We start from the raw sequence: 21,955 nt of genomic DNA, 5'->3' as shown, positions 1-21,955 counted from the left end.
ATGGCTTTTAAAAATATTGCAGATCAAACGAACGGTTTTTATATCCCTTGTGTTTCACTTTTTGGTCCAGGCTGTGCCAAAGAAATTGGTGGCAAAGCACAAAACCTCGGTGCAAAGAAAGCACTGATTGTGACCGACGCAGGTTTATTTAAATTTGGCGTAGCCGACACCATTGCAGGATATCTCAAAGATGCAGGTGTTGATAGCCACATCTTCCCAGGTGCAGAACCGAACCCAACTGACATCAATGTCCACAACGGCGTGACTGCCTATAACGAACAAGGTTGTGACTTTATTGTTTCCTTAGGTGGTGGTTCTTCGCATGACTGCGCTAAAGGTATTGGACTCGTGACTGCGGGTGGTGGTCATATTCGTGACTACGAAGGGATCGATAAAAGTACGGTTCCAATGACTCCTCTTATTGCCATCAACACCACGGCAGGTACAGCATCAGAAATGACACGCTTCTGTATTATTACCAATACAGATACCCATGTAAAAATGGCAATTGTAGACTGGCGCTGCACTCCACTAATTGCAATTGATGACCCTAAACTGATGATTGCAAAACCTGCAAGTTTAACGGCAGCAACAGGTATGGATGCATTAACCCATGCGGTAGAAGCCTATGTTTCAACAGCCGCAAACCCAATCACGGATGCCTGTGCTGAAAAAGCCATTTCGATGATTAGCCAATGGTTAAGTCCAGCAGTTGCGAACGGTGAAAACTTAGAAGCACGTGATGCAATGAGTTATGCACAATATTTAGCAGGTATGGCATTTAACAATGCATCTCTAGGTTATGTCCATGCGATGGCTCACCAACTTGGTGGCTTCTATAACCTACCTCACGGCGTATGTAATGCAGTCCTACTTCCACACGTCTGTGAGTTCAACTTAATTGCCTGCCCTGACCGTTATGCACGTATTGCTGAACTGATGGGAGTTAACATCACAGGTTTAACTGTGACAGAAGCTGGATATGCTGCAATTGACGCAATTCGTGAACTATCTGCATCGATTGGTATTCCATCGAGCTTGTCTGAACTGGGTGTGAAAGAGCAAGATTTGGGTGTTATGTCTGAAAATGCGCAAAAAGATGCCTGCATGCTGACGAATCCACGTAAAGCAAACCATGCTCAAGTGGTCGACATCTTCAAAGCTGCACTCAAATCTGGTGCTTCAGTGGTCGATTTTAAAGCAGCGGTCTAAGTTCTCTCCTTAACTTTTAGTTTGCTTTGACAATTTAAGTGGAATGAAACAGACGTCCATACTGTTTCATTCAGGTAAGCCTAATCCTTGCTTACCTGTGCACTTAAATTGTCTTTTTTTATTTGTGGTTGACAAAGTTTTGCACTTCATCAAGGATAAGAAAAACTCATGACAATAACAACCAGAGCAAATTATGTCAGCAAATCAAACTCATCCTGCTTATCAACCTGATGTCCTCGGCGAAGGCTATGAACAATTAAAACTCAGTTTTCCAGACGATTATGAAGGGGCAGTCTGCGCAACCCTTGTGCGCAAAAAAGCCCCGCAAAATACTCAAAAAGCTGTGTTGTATATCCACGGCTTTATTGACTACTTTTTCCAAACCGAAATGGCTGAACAATTTAATCAGCATGGTTATGATTTTTATGCGCTCGATTTAAGAAAATATGGTCGTTCTCACCTGAGCCATCAAAAATATTATAACGTCCGTGATCTCAGCGAATACGATGCTGAAATTACCCAAGCCTTAGAGATCATTGGCAATGAAGGCCATACTGCGGTGCTACTTGCAGGACACTCTACGGGTGGCTTAATCACGACTTTATACGCTGCACACAATCCTAAGCATCCACTGATCAAAGCACTTTGGGCCAATAGCCCTTTTTATGATTTTAATATGCATCCCATTAAGCGCAAACTTGGAGTGCCGCAGCTCAGTCGACTCGCAAAGCATTTTCCTGACCTCAAGTTTCCAAGTGAACTGAATAAATGGTATGTACCGAGCCTACATCAAAACGAGCATGGTGAATGGAACTTTGATTTGGAGTGGAAACAACCAAGCTATTCTATGGTTCGGATCAGCTTTGTACGTGCAATCCATGAAGCACAGAAAGAAATTCATCGCGGTGGTTTAAAGCTCTCTGTTCCTGCACTCATTATGCATTCACATCAAACGCTCAACCCAAAGAAATGGGGCGCAGCCGCGCAAACCAGTGATGTGATTTTAGATGTTAAAGACATTGAAAAGCAGGCCAAAAATTTACAAGGTGACGTCAGTGTCGTGACCATTCAAAATGGTTTACACGACTTAGTCCTCTCCGCACCTGAAGTTCGTGCCGAAGTCTATGCTGAGCTGTTCCAGTGGCTCGAGCAAAAAATAGTGTAACTACACCTTTCTAACACAATTCATAATCTTTAAATTTTATATTTCTCAAGTAGCTGATGCGCAGGATGTCCATCCGGAGTCAGCTCAATGAGTCGCTCAACGGCATCAATCGCTTCTGGGTAACGTGCGACATGTTTAAACAACATATCGGTTTCATTGGCTTTAAAAATCGCACTGCTTAAACGTGACTCCAAACAGTCGCGCCATGCGCATAGAAATGGACTTTCCGTTTTAGGCAGTAAAACCCCTGAACAAAGTTTTAATGCAGTCTCGATATAGGCAGCATCTAAGGCCTGCTCGGCTTGTAAAAAATCGGCCTCGATATGCGCCAAAATCCGATAGGGACGAGATCCCAACATTCCACCGAGCAAGTCACGCAATTGTGACATTTCGGCCTTAAGTGTTCCCACACTCACCTTGCGCTCACCATATAAGGCCTGATGCAAAGTATCTAAAGTCATACCCTGTGGGCACAACGCCAAGATGGTCAAAATTTCAATTTGTCGCGGTGTGAGGACCATCACTTTGCCATTGAAATGTACTTGTGGCACACCAAAAGCACGGATATATAATTGTTGACGCTGGTATTCTAACAGTGCCGTTTGAATGATAGATGCACAGCGCTCTGCTGCGAGTAGACCAAGGCTATTGTGGTTTTTCCATGTGGTGGATAAATCAATCACCCCAAGGACGTGTTTTGAGTAAGGGTCGATGATCGGCGCAGCATAACAGACCCAATCATGGATGGAACTCATGTAATGTTCATTTGAAAAGACACAACTGGACTGTTGCGTTTTTAAGGACAAGGCCAACGCATTGGTCCCCACCAATTCCTCTCGCCACTGCCCACCTTCAACAAAATGTACACTTTCTGCCGCATTACGCATTTGTCTGCTGGACGCACTCCAAATAATCGTACTACCAATATCGCCTACAGCGACCACCATCGAAGACTGCTGTGCAATGTGTCTCAGTTCATCTGCGCAGTAACTCAAAGCATGTTGTAGCGCTGAACCTTGTGACATAGAACCTTCAGAAATGGGCGCAGCAAAGCGATCTTTTGGAATTTCTGCGGAGTTAGAGCGCTGCCATGAACTTGCAATACTTTTTCCCAGTTGTTCAGCTTGTACCGTCGAAATACTGCTACTGGTTCTAAGCTTTTCTATTTCTTGTCTTTTCTGTATTAAATGTTGCATTGCCATCATTCCTTATTCTCAAAACAATTCCTGATATACGTCCACTGTATTACTTGGTTGTAAACATTTGTCAAAGGCTTGTAAACCTCCTTCCTTCCAACCTTTTTCCAACCTTATATTAGTTATGCTACTTAAATATTGTACAGATGTACCTTATACCAAAGCTGTAGATGCTTTTAAAAAAATCAATAAGCAAAGGAACTTCAATATGCGCTATGTAGACCCTAACCAATCTGGTTCTAAAGTAGAATTTAAAACACAGTATGACAACTTTATTGGTGGCGAGTGGGTTGCTCCAGTAAAAGGTGAATACTTTGAAAATATCTCCCCTGTCGACGGTAAAGTTTTTACAAAAGTCCCTCGCTCATCTGTAGAAGACATCGAGCTTGCACTGGATGCTGCGCACAAAGCCAAAGAACAATGGAACAAATCTTCTCCAACTACACGTTCAAATTTACTCCTTAAAATTGCAGATCGTCTAGAACAAAATCTAGAAAAATTGGCTGTGGCTGAAACATGGGACAACGGTAAACCGATTCGTGAAACACTTGCAGCGGATATTCCTTTAGCCATTGACCATTTCCGCTATTTCGCAGGTTGTATCCGTGCGCAAGAAGGCGGCATTTCTGAAATTGATGAAGATACCGTTGCCTATCACTTCCACGAACCATTGGGCGTGGTAGGACAAATCATTCCATGGAACTTCCCAATTTTGATGGCGACATGGAAAATTGCTCCAGCACTTGCTGCGGGTAACTGTATTGTTTTAAAACCTGCTGAACAGACGCCTGCGAGTATTTTGGTTTTAATTGAACTCATTCAAGACTTACTACCACCCGGTATTTTAAACATCGTCAACGGTTATGGTGTTGAAGTGGGTCGTCCTCTGGCAACCAATCCACGTATTGCTAAAATTGCATTCACTGGCTCAACAGCTGTCGGTCAAATGATCATGCAATACGCCACTGAAAACGTAATTCCTGTGACTTTGGAATTAGGTGGCAAATCTCCAAACATCTTCTTTGAAGACATTATGGATCAGGACGATGAGTTCTTAGACAAAGCCCTTGAAGGTTTTGCCATGTTCGCACTTAACCAAGGTGAAATCTGTACCTGTCCATCACGCGCTTTAGTTCAAGAAAGTATTGCGGATAAATTCCTTGAAATGGCAGTTGAACGTGTGAAACGCATTAAAACGGGTCACCCGCTCGATACAGAAACGATGATTGGTGCGCAAGCTTCACTGGAACAACAAGAGAAAATCTTGGGCTGTATCGCAACAGGTCGCGGTGAAGGTGCACAAGTACTGACAGGCGGTAGTGAGCGTAATGAAGTAGGTTCTGGTTTCTATATTGAACCAACCATCTTCAAAGGCACCAATGACATGAAAATTTTCCAAGAAGAAATTTTTGGGCCTGTACTTTCAGTGGCAACATTCAAAGACTTTGACAATGCCATTAAAATTGCCAACGACACTATTTATGGTTTAGGCGCTGGTGTATGGTCACGTTCAGCACATACGTCTTACCGTGCAGGTCGTGCAATTCAAGCGGGTCGAGTTTGGACCAACTGTTACCATATCTACCCTGCGCATGCCGCTTTCGGTGGTTATAAAAAGTCAGGGATTGGTCGTGAAAACCACAAAATGATGCTTGATCATTACCAACAAACTAAAAACTTACTTGTGAGCTATGCAACTAAGCCTATGGGCTTCTTCTAAGCACTTAGCTTATTTGTATTCTGTTCTCTATGTGTTTAGGGCGATTCGTCACCCTAAACACTCTCACCATCAACCATCAACCATCAACCATCAACCATCAAAACAATAATTCAAAGCTGTGTCATATAAACATTAGACAGGACGTCTAATCGCTTGGTACTGAAATTGCATAAATATTGCATCCATCAAGCCATCTATAAAAACTCAAGATATGGAGCTTCACATGACTGATTCTCCCATTAACAGCTCAACGACTCCGCTTTCTACTTCAACGGTAAGCACATCTGACGACTATTTTGAAAAAAGGCAACTGAAACAAGGTGCTGTAGGCTGGCTATTATTAGTCGGTTTAGGCGTGGCTTATGTCATTTCAGGCGACTTTGCTGGCTGGAACTTCGGTCTTGCTCAAGGTGGCTGGGGCGGTATGTTTATCGCAACGGTTGTCGTAGCCATCATGTACTTATGCATGTGCCTGTCTATGTCTGAAATGGCCACCATGCTGCCCACTGCGGGAGGTGGCTATAGCTTTGCGCGTACCGCATTTGGCCCATTTGGCGGCTATCTCACTGGCACGGCGATTCTAATTGAATATGCCATCGCCCCTGCGGCTATCGCATGCTTTATTGGTGCCTACTGCGAGTCCTTATTTGGTATCGGTGGATGGATCATTTATCTCATCTGCTATCTGGTTTTTATGGGCATTCATCTTAAAGGTGCAGGTGAAGCCCTCAAGATTATGTTTGTCATTACCGCCATTGCAGCCGTAGCTCTTTTTGTCTTTATCATCGCAATGGCACCACATTTTAACAGCGCCAACTTATTTAACATTGCACCGACTGAAAATATCGGTGCAAGTAGCTTCCTCCCGATGGGTTATATCGGCATTTGGGCGGCGGTGCCCTATGCCATTTGGTTCTTTTTAGCGGTAGAAGGTGTTCCACTGGCAGCAGAAGAAGCTAAAGATCCATCTAAATCATTACCGCGTGGTTTGATCGGTTCGATGCTGATTTTGGCCGCTTTTGCCCTACTTATTCTGTTCTTAGGTGCTGGTGCTGCTGGTGCAGAACAACTTAAAGAATCAGGCGCACCCTTAGTTGATGCACTAGTAGCCGTCTATGGTCAAAACAGCTGGTTAGGCAGCTTTGTCAATTTTGTCGGTCTGGCAGGTTTAATTGCGAGTTTCTTCTCCATCATCTATGCCTATTCACGTCAAATTTTCGCCTTATCCCGTGCGGGTTATTTACCAACCTCGTTATCCCTGACCAATAAAAACAAAGCGCCCTATTTAGCGATTATTATTCCCGGCATCATTGGTTTTTTATTGTCCCTAACAGGTGAAGGTGATCTGCTCATCCTGATGGCGGTATTTGGTGCGACTATTTCTTATGTCTTGATGATGCTTTCTCACATTAAACTGCGCATCAGCCGTCCAGAGTTGCATCGTCCCTATAAAACCCCAGGTGGGATTGTCACCTCATCAATTGCTTTGATTTTAGCCAGTATTGCGGTGATAGCTGGTTTTGTGGTGGATCCTAAAGTTTGGTTTATGGCTGCCGCTATTTATGCGGTCTTTATTGCCTACTTTATTTTCCATAGTCGCCATCGACTCGTTCAAGGTACACCTGAAGAAGAGTTTGAAAGTATTCGTAAGGCCGAACAAGACTTATAGAAGGACCTATGACATGGCTTATAAAACGTTGATTGGACATCAGCACTATGTGTTTAATGATTTAAAAACTTTAATGGCAAAAGCAACCCCGCTGCGCTCAGGTGATCAACTTGCAGGTGTTGCGGCGGAAAATGCCACTGAACGTGTTGCCGCACAAATGGCATTGGCCGATGTTCCATTGAAGCAGTTTTTAACTGAAGCGCTGATCAGCTATGAACAGGATGAAATAACCCGCCTGATTATCGATGAGCACCGTAGTGATTTATTTGCACCAATTTCACATTTTACCGTAGGAGACTTTCGTAACTGGCTACTCAGTGAAGATGCGACTACGCAGAAATTACAACAACTTGCGCTCGGTTTAACCCCTGAAATGGTGGCTGCGGTGAGTAAGATTATGCGCAACCAAGACCTCATCTTGGTTGCAAGTAAATGTGAAGTCATCACCCAATTTCGCAACACCATCGGATTGAAAGGTCATCTCTCGACCCGTTTACAACCCAATCATCCGACTGATGATCTCTTGGGAATATCGGCCAGTATTTTGGATGGCTTGATGTATGGCAATGGTGATGCCGTCATTGGGATTAATCCTGCAACCGATAACCTACAAAATTTATCGGAGCTGCTCAAACTACTCGATCATGTGATCCAAGAGCATCACATTCCGACCCAGTCTTGTGTACTGACGCATATCAGTTCGGGGATTCAACTGGCTGAGAAAAACGTGCCGATTGATTTAATGTTTCAATCGATTGCAGGTACACAGCGCGCCAACGAAGGCTTCGGTATTAATCTCGGATTACTGCGTGAAGGCTATGAAGCGACACTTGCACTCAAGCGTGGGACTGTGGGACAAAATGTGATGTATTTTGAAACAGGTCAAGGCAGTGCTTTATCTAGTAATGCGCATCACGGCGTAGATCAGCAAACCTTAGAAGTCCGTGCCTATGCAGTAGCTCGTAAATTTAACCCACTACTGGTAAATACTGTGGTTGGCTTTATTGGACCAGAGTATTTATACAATGGCAAACAAATTATCCGTGCAGGCTTGGAAGACCATTTTTGTGGCAAGCTCCTAGGCTTACCTATGGGCTGCGACATTTGCTATACCAACCATGCTGATGCCGACCAAAACGACATGGATGTACTACTCACCCTATTCGGTGCAGCAGGTTTGAACTTTATTATGGGCATTCCGGGTTCGGATGACGTCATGCTGAACTATCAAACCACGTCGTTTCATGATGCGCTGTATTTAAGGCAACTTCTGGGCTTAAAAGCTGCACCTGAGTTTGATCTGTGGTTGGCTGAACAAGGCATCTTTAAACAACAGCAGCAGCACATTATCTGGCCAGAACATATCCCGCCGCAATTTGAAAAACTTTTGCATATATAAGGAGCAACTTATGTCACTTGTTCCTCTAGAAAACTATCAATCTGAACAGCATCAGGATGTTTGGGAAAACTTAAAGCAATTCACCGATGCTCGTATCGCCATTGGTCGCGCTGGCTGTAGTATTCCGACCCATGAACTGCTGAAATTTCAACTGGCGCATGCGGAAGCGCAAGATGCGGTACATCAAGCTTTAGATGTCGAACACTTAGTTGCGAGTTTTAATACACTAGGTTTAGATAGTCTAACGGTACACAGTCAAGCTGAAAACAAACAAGAATACTTAAAACGTCCTGACTTAGGTCGCCTGTTAAGTCCAGCTTCAAAACATGGCTTAGAGGTTTTTAAATCCAGTAACCCGCAAAACTATGATGTCTGTATTGTGATTGGTGATGGACTATCAGCACGGGCGATTGAAGAAAATGCAGTGCCTTTTATTCAGCATTTGATCTCACATCTGCAAGCGGAGCACTGGAGCATTGCACCGATGGTAATTGCTACTGGAAGCCGAGTCGCTTTGGGTGATCCAGTTGCAGAGTGCCTACACGCGACTATGCTCGTGATGCTGATTGGCGAAAGACCCGGTCTAAGCTCACCTGATAGTATGGGCATTTACTATACATGGAAAGCAGCCTCAGATACTTTGGATGCTAAACGAAACTGTATTTCAAATGTTCGATCGGCGGGCTTAAGCATTCCTGTTGCAGCACAACGGCTAATGTCTCTCATGCGTGGCTCTAAAAAACTCGGCTACTCAGGTGTAGACTTAAAAGATGAACATGAAATGGTCAGCCTAGACACGGAACATACGCCTAAGCGTTTATTTTAAATTGAAGCAGATCAGCCGTAATTTTACGGCTGATCCTAAATAGCGCGTTCTGTTAACTGAGGTTTTTTAGCTCGCTTTATTCAGCGCTTGTTCTACAAAATGTAGGCGATCTTGGCCCCAATACATTTCATCACCCACAAAGAATGTCGGTGCGCCAAAAATGCCACGTTGAATGGCCTGTTCTGTTTCAGTGATCAGTTTTTGTTTCACAACATCCGCCTGAACCATACTCATAATATCTTCTACAGAAAAACCACTTGGTTTTAGCACTTCTGCCAAGACAGTAGGTTCATTCAGATTTTGTGGTGTACCAAACATCGCATCGAATAACAGTTTCAAAACTTGCTCAAACTTTTCTAGATGCAACAATTGAACGCCTGTCAAAATCCTCATTAGGGTTAAAGTATTCATTGGAAAATGCGGATTCATTTGCATTGGAATATGGTAATACTCCGCCCAGCGCTGCATATCTAAGATTGAATAAACCCCTTTGACAGGAATCTCAATCGGACTACGATTGCCTGTTGCTTTAAACACCCCGCCCAATAAAATAGGCTTATACACAATCTGAATCTCTTGCCGCTCTGCCATTTGCAGTAAACGATAGTAGGCCAAATAGCTATATGGGCTGCCCAAATCAAAATAAAATTCTACGCTTTTCATGCTTTGTCCTTTTACCACGTTTCCATCCAAGGTCTTAAATCTAACTCATGCGTCCATGCATCGCGCGGTTGCTGCGACAAATGCCAATAATTTTCTGCAATATGCACGGGATTTAATATGCCATCCTGTTCTTTGCGCGCGTACATTTCAGGAAAAGTGTCTTTAATAAAATCGGTATCAATTGCCCCATCCACCACCACGTGCGCCACATGAATATTTTTCGGGCCAAGCTCACGTGCCATACTTTGCGCTAAGGCACGCAGTGCATGTTTTGCCCCTGCAAAAGCGGCAAAGTTTGCAGCACCTCTTATGCCTGCGGTTGCACCCGTGAAAATAATGCTGCCGTGTTCACGCACGACCATACGCTTTGCCACTTCACGCCCTGTCAAGAACGCACCAAAGCAAGCCATTTCCCAAATTTTAAAATACTTACGTGCAGTTTCTTCTAAAATACTACATGGCACATTCGCCCCAATGTTAAACACTAAAACATCGATTTCACCAATATTGGCTTCAATTTCTTCCACCAAAGCGATGACTTGCTCTTCTTTACGTGCATCAGACGCAAAACCATATGCAAGGCCACCTTCGGCTTCTATTTCTGCAATTAGGGGCTGGAGCTTGTCGGCATTTCTTCGCGTCATGCAGGCGATGTATCCACCGCGTGCAAAACGTTTCGCGATTTCGCCCCCTGTAGCATCTCCTGCGCCAATCACTAACGCGACTTTCTTTTTAGCATCAGTCTTTTGCAACTGCTGTTCTGGCTGTAATCCATCCATAAATACACTCCCTTTATAAAATAACGATCGTTATCATAACGATCACTATGTTATAGTTTTCAGCATCAGTCAATTTTATTTTGATGAAACTCCTATGCGCTATAAAACAGGCTATAAAGAAGAAAAACGTCAAGAGCTGCTTAAAATCAGTGCTCAACTGGCCAAGAAGCAAGGCTTTTCCAATACTGGCGTCGACGGTTTTATGAAAGCGGCTCAAATGACCAGCGGTGCTTTTTATTCGCATTTTTCATCGAAACATGAATTGTTTGAAGCACTGATCGAGTCCGAGTTACAACACAGCTTTCAAGCATGGCAAGCCAATCCGCATGACAACCTCGAAGAGTGGATTGACTTCGAACTTGAACGTTATTTAGCGCTGTCTCATGTGCAACGTCCAGATCAAGGCTGTGTTATTCCCTCTCTTGCAGCCGAAGTAGCACGTAGTAGTGAAACAACAAAACTGTGTTTTCAACAGGAAATGCTTCGTGGTCACGCACTATTTACACAACATCTAGGCAATGAAACACAAGCTTGGGCGGTACTATGTCAACTGGTCGGTGCAATCGTCATGGCGCGCAGCATGGCGGATGAACATCTACAAAGAGAAATTTTAAGCTCAAGCAAATGGATGATTAAGAACATGCTACAGCTCAAGTAAAATCTTGGATTGAATTTATAGTTTTTTTCTGCATCTTTTCTGATTTATTGCCTTCAACTTCTACGCATTTCCCTGTACATTTTTACACTCCTTTAACCCCTGTGAACGAGCCAGCTATGACGACACTACCCGATACCATATACGCGATTCAGCATCTTGCTTTTGAAGATTTGGGCGCATGGGAAGATGTGTTATATCAATTGGGTTATCGGGTACGATATTTCGAAGCAGGCAAAGATGACTTAGCTAAAGCGTTGAACTACACAGGTCTAACTGTGATCTTAGGTGGGCCAATTGGGGTATATGAAACTGAAGACTACCCTTTCTTACAAAAAGAAATAGACTTACTAAAAGTTCGTTTAGAAAAGAATTTACCCACTTTAGGCATTTGCTTAGGTGCACAGTTGATTGCACATGCACTCGGTGCAAAAGTATATGCAGGTCATAGCAAAGAAATTGGCTGGAGTCAGTTACAGCTCAATTTCGTTGAACATAACCCATTACAAGCACTGGTAGGAACTGAAGTACTACATTGGCATGGAGACACCTTTGAACTCCCTGCTCAAGCTGAACTGTTGGCCAGCTCAGAAGTTTATCCCAACCAAGCTTTTCGTGTAGGCAAAACTATTCTAGGCTTACAGTTCCATCCTGAAGTCGCAGCAGACGGTTTAGAAAAATGGCTAATCGGGCATACTGCTGAACTTCGTCAAGCGAATATCAACATTCCAGCATTGCGTGCAGACAACCAACGCTGTGCAGCTCAACTAGAAAATGTTTCTGGACAAGTTTTGGCAGCATATTTAAAAACCTTGGTTTAATAATTCAGCCATAATCCGCTCAATGTATCTATTGCTCTAACTTTTAAGTTTACAGCAGACATAAAAAAGCACCTCTATGAGGTGCTTTTTTGGTAGATATGGCTTATTTTGCAACAGCTTTAGGCTGTGGAACTGATGCTTCAGTGGTGATATTCACAGTAATTTTATCACCCACGTTAGGCACATATGCACCTACACCAAAAGCAGAACGGTCAAATGAAGTGGTTGCGTTGAAACCAATTGACTGTGCCTTGGTCATTGGGTGCTCACCTTGTTTATTTAACACCGCATCTAAAACGACAGGCTTTGTCACATTTTTAATGGTTAAATCACCTGTGATTTTGTACTTATTCGCGCCTACAGCTTGTACTTTTGTACTTTTAAATGTGATGGTTGGGTATTTTGCTGCATCAAAGAAATCAGCCGCTTGTAAGTGTTCATCTAAAGCTTTTACGTTGGTGTTTAAGCTAGATAAAGGAATCGTTACATTCACCGACGAGTTTGCAGGTTTTGCATTATCAACATTAATCACACCCTGAATGTCGCTGAAGTTTGCAGATGGCGTTGAAAAACCAAAGTGGCTCCATGTGAAAACTGTTGCTGTATGTGTAGGGTCAATTTGATATGCCACAGGTTTCGCCATAGCAAATGTAGTCGCAGTTGCAACAGCCAAACCGATTGTTAAAGCTTTGAAGTTCATGTTTTTATCTCACATTGGAATACTGCTTAGTCTATAGAGTTCTACAACGAATACACCTATAAAGATAAAACGATATGTTGCAACTTTAGAACGATATAATTGTTTTTAAATGTAGCAACTTACCTACACCCTATATTGAATAAAACCTGTCTGCTTCGCGACTTTATTATAAAGTTGTTGTGCAATTAAATTGTCCTGATGGGTGAGCCAATAAACCCGATCACATGCTCGCTTTTCGGTATACATCTTAACGTGTTCGATTAAAGCTCTTGCAACCCCTAGCCCACGATAGTCCTCATGCGTAAACAAATCTTGTAAAGATGCATAAGGCTTTAACGTCCAACAGCTATCATGCTCTATCACGTGCACAATGCCTACAACCCGACCTGCTATAAGTGCAGCAAAACCATACATATGCTCACGCTTAGAATCAGTTAGTTTATGCCATGTGTTTTCAGATATCTGCTCCAATAAATCAACCTGATAAAATGCCTGATAAGCTTGCCATAATACAGCCCAGATCGACTGATCAATTTCTGTCAGTGGCACAACATGAATATTTTGTACTTCCATTTTGCTCTCAAAGTACTATTTATTTTTGTACGGCTTATATTTAAATTGAAATCACTACAAAGAAAAAGCCTTATTGAATCGCTTCAATAAGGCTTCTTTTAGACGTGACAACCATCATAGTTTTTCAATCAGAATCCGATCAATTAACTTCATACCTGTTTGTTTTTCATGGTTTTTACGACGGATCTTAATTTGCTTATCTTCTGCTAAATCTTGCAATAACAGTTCAACAGCAACCATCGCCTCCAAAGGTAGATCTGGTCCAATCCACTTCTGTTCGCCCGCATCCATCAATACAACTTCATCATGAATTTGATCGTACAAGCTCATATCATCACCTAAAATTTATGCAGCTACTTCGGCAGCAGCTTGCATATTATATACACCATTCAAAATAAAAGACGCCCCTAAACTGGAGCGTCCTTCAAACAGTTAATTTTTAAAAATTAAGCTGTCAATTCTTTTACCGCAGCAACAACTGCTTCAGTGGTAATACCGAAGTATTGGTATAAGTCTTTCGCAGGTGCAGACTCACCATAAGTCGTCATACCAATTACACGACCATCCAAACCTACAAACTTCCACCAGTAGTCTACGTGCGCTGCTTCAACAGCAACACGCGCACGAATGTTTGATGGAAGAACCGCTTCACGGTACGCTGCATCTTGCTTCACAAATTCTTCTGCACATGGCATAGACACGACACGCACGCCTTCAAGTTGTGCATGTGCTTCCATTGCTAAAGATACTTCAGAACCCGTCGCAATAATAATCGCTTTTAATTCGCCTTTTTCTTCAGCCAATACATAACCACCTTTCGCTACATTTGCAATTTGTGCATCTGTACGTGTTTGGAATGGTAAGTTTTGACGAGAGAAGATCAACGCAGTTGGGCCTTCTGAGCGTACAAGTGCAGACTTCCAAGACACAGCTGCTTCAACCGTGTCACATGGACGCCAGGTATTTAAGTTTGGTGTACCACGTAAAGACGCAATTTGCTCTACAGGTTGGTGCGTTGGACCATCTTCACCCAAACCAATTGAGTCATGTGTATATACATGGATTACACGTTGTTTCATCAACGCAGACATACGTACTGCATTACGCGCATATTCCATAAACATAAGGAATGTTGCAACGTAAGGAATGAAACCACCGTGAAGCGCAACACCGTTTGCAATGGCAGTCATACCAAACTCACGTACGCCATAGTGTACGTAGTTACCTGCAGGATTGTCCTGAACGCCTTGGCAACCTTTCCAAAGTGTTAAGTTAGAACCAGCCAAGTCCGCAGAACCGCCTAATAGTTCAGGCAATAATGGACCGAAAGCTTGCAATGTGTTTTGGCTTGCTTTACGCGTAGCAATGGTTTCAGCTTTTGCATTAGTGTCAGCAATAAACGCATCTGCTTGAGCAAGGAATTCAGCTGGCAATTCACCTGAAAGGCGACGTTTCAGTTCAGCTGCTTCAGTTGGATATTTTGCTGCATATTGAGCAAATAATTCATTCCAAGCCGCTTCAGAAGCCGTCCCTTTTGCTTTTGCATCCCATGCTGCATAAACGTCAGCAGGAATTTCAAATGGACCTTCAGTCCAGCCCAATGCTTCACGTGTTAATGCGATTTCGTCATTACCTAGCGGCGCACCGTGGCAGTCTTCTTTACCTTGCTTGTTTGGTGAACCTAGACCAATAATCGTTTTACAGATGATGATCGTTGGTTTTTTTGTTTCAGCTTTTGCTTGCAAAGTTGCAGCACGTAATGCATCTGCATCATGACCATCAGCTTTAAGTACTTGCCAACCATAAGCCAAGAAACGTTGCTCTGTATCGTCAGAGAACCAACCTTCTACTTCACCATCAATTGAAATACCGTTGTCGTCATAGTAAGCAATTAGTTTACCTAGACCTAAAGTACCTGCAAGTGAACATGCTTCGTGAGAAACACCTTCCATTAAACAGCCATCACCTAAGAAACAGTAAGTGAAATGGTCAACAACGCTCAACTCATCTTTGTTGAACTGCGCTGCTAAGGTTTTTTCAGCTAGAGCAAAACCAACTGCGTTTGCAATCCCCTGACCAAGCGGGCCAGTCGTAGTTTCAATACCTGGTGCATAACCTAATTCTGGGTGACCTGGCGTTTTAGAGTGCAGTTGACGGAATGCTTTTAAATCTTCAATTGATAAATCATAGCCCGTAAGGTGCAATAACGCATATTGCAACATAGAGCCATGACCATTTGATAGTACAAAACGGTCACGGTTCGCCCATTGAGGGTTAGTCGGGTTATGGTTGAAAAACTCACGCCATACCACATCAGCGATATCAGCCATCCCCATTGGCGCACCTGGATGTCCAGAGTTTGCTTTTTGCACAGCATCCATTGCCAATACACGAATTGCGTTTGCAATACGACGTTCGTTAAGCGGGGTTGTCATAGGTCAGAGTCCAAACAAATGATTTAAAGAGTAAGATGAATAGAATTCAAAGATAGCTGTATTGTCTTAAAAAAAGAGGAATGGGTAAAGCCTAATGGACAATATTTCGCTATTTATTCATCATCAATGTCTAATAAATGCGGGCATTGCCTAAAATCACAACAATTTCACTCAGAAATGCCTCTCTCGCTTTTCTCCGGGTCAAATTCTACACGATAGAATCATCAACTTTTAAAAACAAAGCTCGGCCACCCTATTCACTAATCAGAACAAACCGTTATCCTTGAGTATCAAACACATCACAAGATACATTTGTATTTTTTACATACAATTAAACATTCATGGTGAATTTTATTCACTTTTTTAAATTATTCATGAATTAGTACAAATTATAGATTTTTTTATGATGCATATTTTGAGCATTTTTTATTTACCAACTTAACACCCAAGCCAAAAAAAATCAAACAAACTATTGTTTTACAATTAGATATAACCAAAGCACAAAATCTCATGATACGCACCCATAAACTTTGAATCAGAACCGTTACTTTGTCATTTCGAACTAAAAATAAACGCTATATCAATTTTTTAGATGCTTATATCAGATAAAAAGTCGTTGAATTGAAATAAATTCAGTCATTTTGGTCGTGTAGAACTGGCTCAAACGGCTAAGTCGATGTACCATATTGCGTCTTTTAAATTAACTGTGATAGGACTTATGCGCGAGTACGCTGTATTTACCTCGGAATCTGTAAGCGAAGGCCATCCAGATAAAATGGCTGACCAAATCAGTGATGCTATCTTGGATGCGATCTTAAAAGAAGACCCATATGCGCGGGTTGCTTGTGAAACGCTTGTAAAAACGGGTGCGGTAGTACTTGCAGGTGAAATCACAACAACTGCAAATGTTGACTTCGAAGCGATTGTTCGTCAAACCGTAAATGGCATTGGTTACCACCATTCTGACCTTGGTTTTGATGGTTCAACATGTGCTGTGATCAACATGATTGGTAAACAGTCACCAGAGATTGCTCAAGGTGTTGACCGTCAAAAGCCTGAAGATCAAGGTGCAGGTGACCAAGGTTTAATGTTTGGTTATGCAAGCCGTGAAACTGACGTGCTTATGCCTGCTCCAATTTCATATGCACACCGTTTAATGGAAAAGCAAGCTGAGCTACGTCGCAGTGGCGCTTTACCATGGTTACGCCCAGATGCAAAAAGCCAAGTAACTTTTGCTTATGAAAATGGTATGCCTGTTCGTTTAGACGCAGTCGTATTATCTACCCAGCACGATCCTGAAATCTCTCAAAGCAACTTAAAAGAAGCTGTGATTGAAGAAATCGTGAAAAAAGTGATCCCTGCTGAAATGTTCCATGCAGACACCAAATTCCACATCAACCCAACAGGGATGTTTGTGATTGGTGGCCCAGTGGGCGACTGTGGTTTAACAGGTCGTAAAATCATCGTAGACACTTACGGTGGCATGGCACGTCACGGTGGTGGTGCTTTCTCTGGTAAAGATCCATCTAAAGTTGACCGTTCTGCTGCTTACGCAGGTCGTTATGTTGCGAAAAACATTGTAGCAGCAGGTCTTGCAGACAAATGTGAAATTCAAGTGTCTTATGCCATTGGTGTGGCTGAGCCAACGTCTATTTCGATCAATACCTTCAATACAGCAAAAGTATCTGAAGAGTTGATCATTGCATTAGTCCGTGAACACTTCGACTTACGTCCATACGGTATCACTCGTATGCTTGACCTCATTCAACCGATGTATAAGCAAACAGCTGCTTATGGTCACTTCGGTCGTGAAGGTTCAGATACTGCATTTACTTGGGAAAAAACAGACAAAGTGGAAGCGCTTAAAGCTTCAGCTGGTCTATAATTTTGATCCAAAAAAAAACCCGCTTAATGCGGGTTTTTTTATTTTCCTTGATGGGGAATAGTCCATCAGTTCAGTCGTGAAGTCATTGAACTCCACTACTTAGGCTTGTTTTCATGATTCAACACATCAAACAATGATGTTACCGCAGCGGGTTCACTGTTTCGGTCGGCCAAATAGACTTGTACAGATTTAACGATAATCGCTGCTGCAAGACATGCAACAATACAGAAAATCCAAAATCCAAAAGGACTTCGAATATTATGTGATCCACAGTTTGGACAGTCTTTATCTGTTGATGCCACAACTGTTTCACAACATGCGCAGTGGTATTGATAGAGCATGGCTTTACCCCCTTGTTTTTGTCCTTTCTTGTTTTTATTGTCCATCACCCTGCCTCACAGAATGTTAGATTCATTTATCTTATGTGAGTATTTGTTGAGACTCAAGCGCCATTCACCTGAAGTAATGTCAGCAACGGCTTACACTGAAAGATTAATCAATTGATTTAACGCATATTCCTCTTTATAACACCGAATCATGACAATTTCATTTTGTAACATAATAGTTTTTGACGTATTCCGTCATATTTGCTGAAAACCCTTTAGTTTTCTCGCGATTGTTTATTAAAATAAGATGCAACGATGAGGAAGAAAGAATGGTTCAGTTGATTAAAAAAGGCGGTTTACGCGAACGTGCCAACCGCAGTCGGAGCTATAAGGGCTCAGAAAATACCGAAGCGACATTGCAGCCCAACCGCTATGCGCAAAGTAAAAAAGACGAAGTGTCTATCTTGGGACAGGCTCCATCATCTAAAGAGCTTAAAAATGACTTAGATGTAGATTGCGAAAGCATCGTACCAAAGCCATAAAGCAAAAATCAGAAACAACCCGCCAGAAAAAATGTCAATATAACTTCCTGAACGCTGATATGCCGCTTTAATTTTAGGTAATGATAAAAGCAGCATCAGCAGTGCAAAAGTCATAAAAGTTTGGATTGGAATAATGACCGCAAGTTGCATTTTTAAATAGGGACTTGCGCTAGAACTTAAGGCTAGTGAAAACACACTACTGAAATAAATCAGCGTTTTCGGGTTAGACAAGTTCGTCAGTAAACCTGACATGAAATAATGGTTGGCCTTGGGTGTAGGCAGTTTTTGACCATCATCTAGCAAAGTTTCTTGCTGCATCGTGTTGAGGCCTGCTTTCAACATCAGCCACCCCATACGTGCAAGGAACACCCCACCAATCACCATCAATACCTGTTGAATCCATGGCATTTTTTCGATGAGTACGGTAAAACCTAACAAGGTTAAAACCACCCAAACTACAATGCCAACGGAAATACCTAAGATCGTTTTTAAAGTGTTTTTTTGTGTGGTCGAAGCTGAACTTTTGGCAATCAGTAAAACATCAGGACCAGGACTTAGCTGCGCAACAAAATGCAATGCGCAAATCGTGAAAAGCAATGACATAAAAAAGCGGCATAAATTTTAAAAAATAATTATATCGTTTGTTATATTTATTTTAAATCATAAGCACTTAAAACATTTTCATAGAGATAAAAAAGCCGAGTTAGAACTCGGCTTTAAAATTGGGTATGAAATTATTTATTCACATCTTTCATTTCAATTTTTTTCGCCTCTGGCGTGACTTCTCGTGCTTCGCCATCAATAATACTCGAGTCACGATAAGCTGAACCGCCCTGCTGTTGCTGCATTTCTTGCATCTGGCGCATGATATCTGCAAATGGGTTTTGACCTTGAGCACCACCGCCCATGCCATTCATATCCCCCATCATGCCACCCATCATTTTTTCCATCATCGCTTGCTGACGTTTCATCATCACCTTCATCAGTGCACCTGTCATGGCTTTTTGCACCGCAGGAATAAGCAATAACACGGCAACCACGTCTGTCACCAAGCCAGGAATCAATAAAAGAAAACCCGCAATGATTTTTGGCAGATTGTTTGTTAATGCAGGATCTGCACCCATCTGGCCCGCTTGCATTTGCTGCATTTGTGGCATTAAACCTGCTGAATACTTACGAATCAGGCTCATACCAATAAAGAAAGCGGCAATAAACCAGAAGAACACGTACCACATGCTACCAACGAGGTCGCCCACGCCGATCCATACGAAGACTTCGAGAATGACACCAGCTAATATAAAAAGAAATAATTTCATGAAAATTAATCTAATCTCAACAAAATGAATAAGGTGCAAGAATCAAGTGCTCAATCTACATCAAGCTTTTTTGATACGCTTATGTAACAATATGGGCATATTATTTTTTTTAAAGGGCAAGCATGTCATTAATTATTGGTATTGACCCCGGTTCTCGCCTTACAGGCTACGGTATTATTCAAAAAGAAGGTCAAAAACTAATTTTTGTCGATGCTGGCACCATTCGTACCGAAGCTGCTGATATGCCTGAACGGCTAAAACGTATTTTTGCAGGGATTGATCGTATTGTAAAATTTCATGGCCCAACCGAAGCAGCGGTTGAGCAAGTGTTTATGGCACAAAACCCTGACTCCGCACTGAAGCTGGGACAAGCCCGCGGGGCTGCTATTGCTGCATTGGTCAACCTTGATCTACAAGTTGCAGAATACACGGCACGTCAGATTAAACAGTCTGTGGTCGGTTATGGTGCTGCGGACAAAGAACAAGTACAAATGATGGTGATGAGACTTTTAAATTTAAGCATCAAACCACAGCAAGATGCAGCCGATGCTCTTGCTGCTGCCATCTGTCATGCGCATGCTTCAGGCAGTATGACCAAGCTTGCTGTACTCAATGCTCTAGGCGGTATGGCGCGCGGACGCAGCCGTAGTAGCTCTCGTCGACGCTAAGCGTTAAGAGACATAGTTTTTAAAGTCTTTACGCATTTCACGTACCGATGGTGCTTTGGGATAAGTTGCTATCAGCATTCTTCCCGAAATGCGTAAATTTTTCTTTTGAGCAGGATCGATACGTATAAAGACCAATTCTTCTGGCTCATTGCGATGGTTGATCTCACAAATCATAATGGTGTAGTTTTTTTCGATCACTTTATAACGACTAAATGCCTGCTGTACGATTTGCTTAAAATTTTTCTGTCCACCTGATGGTGCAAGTTGGGTGTAAATCACCAGCAATATGCATGCACCAACCACCAAGGCCACCAGTAAGTATTTATCCATTCTTCCTCCCCCACTTTTACCATTATTCGAAGTCTTTAAATTTTAGGCTTGATTGCGTTATATCGCGTTTTCTTACTACTCAATAGTTCTTATGCTACTTCAATATTCTTACTTGGAAGCATTTACTTTATTTTCTTCTATCTGAAAAGAATTAAATAATTTTAAAGAATCACGCTGAATTATTTCCCAATGTGGCAGAAGCTCCGCATGGAAATCTATATCCAAATTACTAGTATTAAAACCATAATTTGGTACATGACTATTTAATTCACACGCCGTAGCACCACTTGGATATGAAGCACACGCAATGACTACACCAATGCCTTTCCCGTTTTCTTCTTTCCAGTAAATTTTTTTAGAAATATTATCTTGCTCTCCCAAATCTATTTCATAAAGTGACAAACTTGCATTAAATTTCTTCTCCGAATTAATCTCACTTATGCTCATATCTTTTCGAGCACCCATCCGTTCACTTAAATAAAATTTCAATGAAGGCGTATAATCAAAAAACGTTTTGTCGTCTCCCCACTCATCCTTCCAATTACCACGTTGTGATAAAGTGAAAGCGATGTCACTGATTTGATTCGAGGAAAGTCTAAAACCTTCTGAAGGATGCATTTCTGGCCATTTCACAAGAAATGTGGCGTTACCGATTTGATCATTACAACCTTTGGTATTATGTAGTTGATTAGAACCTTTCTCCCAATAATTAACATCTTGATATTCAACACTTGCAAAAAATAAATATCGTCGATCAATGCGCATTTTCTGATCGCCAAAACTTCCACACTCATATGGTTTTTCTTTTAAGCTCGGTACATCACTTGGTTCTAATACACTAACAATAACACTCAAAATAACGATAATGATTGGTGACAATAGTATAAAAATCAAAAAATGTTTTAGCTTTAAAGGCTTTCGGAGAAAATTTAAAATCATAAGTCATCTTATTTAATTATTAATTTTTTCATGTACTCCTAAAATTAACACAAAGTATTTGAGATATAGTATTTTTTTATTAAAAATACCCATCATATAAAAAGCCCATCAAAGGAGATGGGCTTTTTTACAACTA

Annotated in this window: 23 protein-coding genes; 11 read left to right on the top strand and 12 right to left on the bottom strand. The window is 42.0% G+C overall.

Annotation, left to right across the window (positions count from 1 at the left end):
- On the top strand, positions 1-1,212 hold the full coding sequence (locus tag JZ787_RS13615; protein ID WP_346312601.1) for an iron-containing alcohol dehydrogenase: 1,212 nt from the start codon (positions 1-3) through the stop codon (positions 1,210-1,212).
- Positions 1,213-1,405: 193 nt separating this feature from the next.
- Complete coding sequence (locus JZ787_RS13610; RefSeq protein ID WP_346312600.1) at positions 1,406-2,377, top strand: alpha/beta hydrolase; 972 nt, start codon at positions 1,406-1,408, stop codon at positions 2,375-2,377.
- 29 nt (positions 2,378-2,406) lie between these two features.
- Here the strand turns inward: JZ787_RS13610 and JZ787_RS13605 are convergent, their stop codons facing one another.
- The gene (locus JZ787_RS13605) at positions 2,407-3,582 is read right to left on the bottom strand and encodes a transcriptional regulator (RefSeq protein WP_010326873.1); all 1,176 of its coding nucleotides are present in this window, start codon (positions 3,580-3,582) and stop codon (positions 2,407-2,409) included.
- A gap of 199 nt (positions 3,583-3,781) precedes the next feature.
- Here JZ787_RS13605 and JZ787_RS13600 point away from each other — a divergent pair, with 199 nt between their 5' ends.
- The 4 genes from JZ787_RS13600 to eutC all read left to right on the top strand — a co-directional run bounded on the left by JZ787_RS13600 (position 3,782) and on the right by eutC (position 9,187).
- Positions 3,782-5,293 (top strand): aldehyde dehydrogenase family protein, encoded by a 1,512-nt coding sequence (locus JZ787_RS13600; protein ID WP_346312599.1) that lies wholly within the window; start codon positions 3,782-3,784, stop codon positions 5,291-5,293.
- Positions 5,294-5,516: 223 nt separating this feature from the next.
- Entirely contained in the window at positions 5,517-6,962 is a 1,446-nt protein-coding gene (gene eat, locus JZ787_RS13595; protein ID WP_346312598.1) for an ethanolamine permease, read from the top strand.
- Positions 6,963-6,975: 13 nt separating this feature from the next.
- The gene (locus JZ787_RS13590; protein WP_346312597.1) at positions 6,976-8,361 is read left to right on the top strand and encodes an ethanolamine ammonia-lyase subunit EutB; all 1,386 of its coding nucleotides are present in this window, start codon (positions 6,976-6,978) and stop codon (positions 8,359-8,361) included.
- A gap of 10 nt (positions 8,362-8,371) precedes the next feature.
- The gene (gene eutC / locus JZ787_RS13585; RefSeq protein ID WP_346312596.1) at positions 8,372-9,187 is read left to right on the top strand and encodes an ethanolamine ammonia-lyase subunit EutC; all 816 of its coding nucleotides are present in this window, start codon (positions 8,372-8,374) and stop codon (positions 9,185-9,187) included.
- Between the two features lie 66 nt (positions 9,188-9,253).
- Here the strand turns inward: eutC and JZ787_RS13580 are convergent, their stop codons facing one another.
- Together JZ787_RS13580 and JZ787_RS13575 are read right to left on the bottom strand one after the other, a co-directional pair.
- On the bottom strand, positions 9,254-9,850 hold the full coding sequence (locus tag JZ787_RS13580; protein ID WP_346312595.1) for a 2-hydroxychromene-2-carboxylate isomerase: 597 nt from the start codon (positions 9,848-9,850) through the stop codon (positions 9,254-9,256).
- An 11-nt stretch (positions 9,851-9,861) separates the two neighbouring features.
- Positions 9,862-10,629, bottom strand: coding sequence for an SDR family oxidoreductase (locus JZ787_RS13575; protein ID WP_346312594.1), 768 nt, complete (start codon positions 10,627-10,629; stop codon positions 9,862-9,864).
- A 94-nt stretch (positions 10,630-10,723) separates the two neighbouring features.
- On the opposite strand from JZ787_RS13575, the gene JZ787_RS13570 reads away from it, so the two are divergent.
- Both JZ787_RS13570 and JZ787_RS13565 read left to right on the top strand, forming a co-directional pair.
- The gene (locus tag JZ787_RS13570) at positions 10,724-11,287 is read left to right on the top strand and encodes a TetR/AcrR family transcriptional regulator (protein WP_346312593.1); all 564 of its coding nucleotides are present in this window, start codon (positions 10,724-10,726) and stop codon (positions 11,285-11,287) included.
- A gap of 116 nt (positions 11,288-11,403) precedes the next feature.
- On the top strand, positions 11,404-12,105 hold the full coding sequence (locus JZ787_RS13565) for a glutamine amidotransferase (RefSeq protein ID WP_346312592.1): 702 nt from the start codon (positions 11,404-11,406) through the stop codon (positions 12,103-12,105).
- A gap of 103 nt (positions 12,106-12,208) precedes the next feature.
- On the opposite strand, the gene JZ787_RS13560 is transcribed toward JZ787_RS13565, so the two are convergent.
- From JZ787_RS13560 to tkt, 4 genes are all read right to left on the bottom strand, one after another.
- Positions 12,209-12,805 (bottom strand): YceI family protein, encoded by a 597-nt coding sequence (locus JZ787_RS13560; protein WP_125274213.1) that lies wholly within the window; start codon positions 12,803-12,805, stop codon positions 12,209-12,211.
- 123 nt (positions 12,806-12,928) lie between these two features.
- Positions 12,929-13,378, bottom strand: a complete 450-nt coding sequence (locus JZ787_RS13555) for a GNAT family N-acetyltransferase (protein ID WP_234950285.1) — start codon at positions 13,376-13,378, stop codon at positions 12,929-12,931.
- Between the two features lie 114 nt (positions 13,379-13,492).
- Complete coding sequence (locus JZ787_RS13550; RefSeq protein ID WP_004696769.1) at positions 13,493-13,708, bottom strand: hypothetical protein; 216 nt, start codon at positions 13,706-13,708, stop codon at positions 13,493-13,495.
- 116 nt (positions 13,709-13,824) lie between these two features.
- Positions 13,825-15,813, bottom strand: a complete 1,989-nt coding sequence (gene tkt, locus JZ787_RS13545; RefSeq protein ID WP_346312591.1) for a transketolase — start codon at positions 15,811-15,813, stop codon at positions 13,825-13,827.
- A 718-nt stretch (positions 15,814-16,531) separates the two neighbouring features.
- On the opposite strand from tkt, the gene metK reads away from it, so the two are divergent.
- Complete coding sequence (gene metK, locus JZ787_RS13540) at positions 16,532-17,698, top strand: methionine adenosyltransferase (protein WP_004984924.1); 1,167 nt, start codon at positions 16,532-16,534, stop codon at positions 17,696-17,698.
- A 95-nt stretch (positions 17,699-17,793) separates the two neighbouring features.
- Here the strand turns inward: metK and JZ787_RS13535 are convergent, their stop codons facing one another.
- A complete protein-coding gene (locus tag JZ787_RS13535) occupies positions 17,794-18,039 on the bottom strand; it encodes a hypothetical protein (protein WP_026056381.1) in 246 nt (81 codons plus the stop codon).
- Between the two features lie 314 nt (positions 18,040-18,353).
- Between JZ787_RS13535 and JZ787_RS13530 the strand changes: the two genes are divergently transcribed.
- Positions 18,354-18,566 carry a hypothetical protein gene (locus JZ787_RS13530; protein ID WP_346312590.1) on the top strand — a complete coding sequence of 71 codons (213 nt, stop codon included), beginning with the start codon at positions 18,354-18,356 and terminating at the stop codon, positions 18,564-18,566.
- Here JZ787_RS13530 and JZ787_RS13525 read toward each other — a convergent pair.
- Both JZ787_RS13525 and JZ787_RS13520 read right to left on the bottom strand, forming a co-directional pair.
- Complete coding sequence (locus JZ787_RS13525) at positions 18,528-19,169, bottom strand: LysE family transporter (protein ID WP_168159280.1); 642 nt, start codon at positions 19,167-19,169, stop codon at positions 18,528-18,530. The genes JZ787_RS13530 and JZ787_RS13525 overlap by 39 nt on opposite strands.
- A gap of 131 nt (positions 19,170-19,300) precedes the next feature.
- Positions 19,301-19,882, bottom strand: a complete 582-nt coding sequence (locus tag JZ787_RS13520) for an FxsA family protein (RefSeq protein ID WP_168159281.1) — start codon at positions 19,880-19,882, stop codon at positions 19,301-19,303.
- Between the two features lie 122 nt (positions 19,883-20,004).
- Between JZ787_RS13520 and ruvC the strand changes: the two genes are divergently transcribed.
- The gene (ruvC, locus tag JZ787_RS13515) at positions 20,005-20,550 is read left to right on the top strand and encodes a crossover junction endodeoxyribonuclease RuvC (protein WP_004984936.1); all 546 of its coding nucleotides are present in this window, start codon (positions 20,005-20,007) and stop codon (positions 20,548-20,550) included.
- A gap of 3 nt (positions 20,551-20,553) precedes the next feature.
- Here the strand turns inward: ruvC and JZ787_RS13510 are convergent, their stop codons facing one another.
- A complete protein-coding gene (locus JZ787_RS13510) occupies positions 20,554-20,880 on the bottom strand; it encodes a hypothetical protein (protein ID WP_234950288.1) in 327 nt (108 codons plus the stop codon).
- A gap of 108 nt (positions 20,881-20,988) precedes the next feature.
- Positions 20,989-21,819, bottom strand: a complete 831-nt coding sequence (locus tag JZ787_RS13505; protein ID WP_346312589.1) for a hypothetical protein — start codon at positions 21,817-21,819, stop codon at positions 20,989-20,991.
- Positions 21,820-21,955 lie beyond the last annotated feature (136 nt).

The sequence above is a fragment of the Acinetobacter sp. BWR-L5 genome (assembly GCF_039655985.1).
GTDB classification, from domain to species: domain Bacteria; phylum Pseudomonadota; class Gammaproteobacteria; order Pseudomonadales; family Moraxellaceae; genus Acinetobacter; species Acinetobacter johnsonii.
The sequence above is the reverse complement of the archived record's forward strand: the minus strand, read 5'-3'. Positions and strand labels throughout refer to the sequence as shown.

What these genes read in the sequence shown, in the direction of transcription:
- eutC (WP_346312596.1), top strand. Translation starts at nt 8,372, where the DNA reads ATGTCACTTGTTCCTCTAGAAAACTATCAATCTGAACAGCATCAGGAT.
- tkt (WP_346312591.1), bottom strand. Translation starts at nt 15,813, where the DNA reads ATGACAACCCCGCTTAACGAACGTCGTATTGCAAACGCAATTCGTGTA.
- JZ787_RS13600 (WP_346312599.1), top strand. Translation starts at nt 3,782, where the DNA reads ATGCGCTATGTAGACCCTAACCAATCTGGTTCTAAAGTAGAATTTAAA.
- JZ787_RS13560 (WP_125274213.1), bottom strand. Translation starts at nt 12,805, where the DNA reads ATGAACTTCAAAGCTTTAACAATCGGTTTGGCTGTTGCAACTGCGACT.
- JZ787_RS13550 (WP_004696769.1), bottom strand. Translation starts at nt 13,708, where the DNA reads ATGAGCTTGTACGATCAAATTCATGATGAAGTTGTATTGATGGATGCG.
- JZ787_RS13590 (WP_346312597.1), top strand. Translation starts at nt 6,976, where the DNA reads ATGGCTTATAAAACGTTGATTGGACATCAGCACTATGTGTTTAATGAT.
- JZ787_RS13525 (WP_168159280.1), bottom strand. Translation starts at nt 19,169, where the DNA reads ATGTCATTGCTTTTCACGATTTGCGCATTGCATTTTGTTGCGCAGCTA.
- JZ787_RS13580 (WP_346312595.1), bottom strand. Translation starts at nt 9,850, where the DNA reads ATGAAAAGCGTAGAATTTTATTTTGATTTGGGCAGCCCATATAGCTAT.
- eat (WP_346312598.1), top strand. Translation starts at nt 5,517, where the DNA reads ATGACTGATTCTCCCATTAACAGCTCAACGACTCCGCTTTCTACTTCA.
- JZ787_RS13520 (WP_168159281.1), bottom strand. Translation starts at nt 19,882, where the DNA reads ATGAAATTATTTCTTTTTATATTAGCTGGTGTCATTCTCGAAGTCTTC.
- JZ787_RS13505 (WP_346312589.1), bottom strand. Translation starts at nt 21,819, where the DNA reads ATGATTTTAAATTTTCTCCGAAAGCCTTTAAAGCTAAAACATTTTTTG.
- JZ787_RS13530 (WP_346312590.1), top strand. Translation starts at nt 18,354, where the DNA reads ATGGTTCAGTTGATTAAAAAAGGCGGTTTACGCGAACGTGCCAACCGC.
- ruvC (WP_004984936.1), top strand. Translation starts at nt 20,005, where the DNA reads ATGTCATTAATTATTGGTATTGACCCCGGTTCTCGCCTTACAGGCTAC.
- metK (WP_004984924.1), top strand. Translation starts at nt 16,532, where the DNA reads ATGCGCGAGTACGCTGTATTTACCTCGGAATCTGTAAGCGAAGGCCAT.
- JZ787_RS13555 (WP_234950285.1), bottom strand. Translation starts at nt 13,378, where the DNA reads ATGGAAGTACAAAATATTCATGTTGTGCCACTGACAGAAATTGATCAG.
- JZ787_RS13570 (WP_346312593.1), top strand. Translation starts at nt 10,724, where the DNA reads ATGCGCTATAAAACAGGCTATAAAGAAGAAAAACGTCAAGAGCTGCTT.
- JZ787_RS13610 (WP_346312600.1), top strand. Translation starts at nt 1,406, where the DNA reads ATGTCAGCAAATCAAACTCATCCTGCTTATCAACCTGATGTCCTCGGC.
- JZ787_RS13565 (WP_346312592.1), top strand. Translation starts at nt 11,404, where the DNA reads ATGACGACACTACCCGATACCATATACGCGATTCAGCATCTTGCTTTT.
- JZ787_RS13575 (WP_346312594.1), bottom strand. Translation starts at nt 10,629, where the DNA reads ATGGATGGATTACAGCCAGAACAGCAGTTGCAAAAGACTGATGCTAAA.
- JZ787_RS13615 (WP_346312601.1), top strand. Translation starts at nt 1, where the DNA reads ATGGCTTTTAAAAATATTGCAGATCAAACGAACGGTTTTTATATCCCT.
- JZ787_RS13510 (WP_234950288.1), bottom strand. Translation starts at nt 20,880, where the DNA reads ATGGATAAATACTTACTGGTGGCCTTGGTGGTTGGTGCATGCATATTG.
- JZ787_RS13535 (WP_026056381.1), bottom strand. Translation starts at nt 18,039, where the DNA reads ATGCTCTATCAATACCACTGCGCATGTTGTGAAACAGTTGTGGCATCA.
- JZ787_RS13605 (WP_010326873.1), bottom strand. Translation starts at nt 3,582, where the DNA reads ATGATGGCAATGCAACATTTAATACAGAAAAGACAAGAAATAGAAAAG.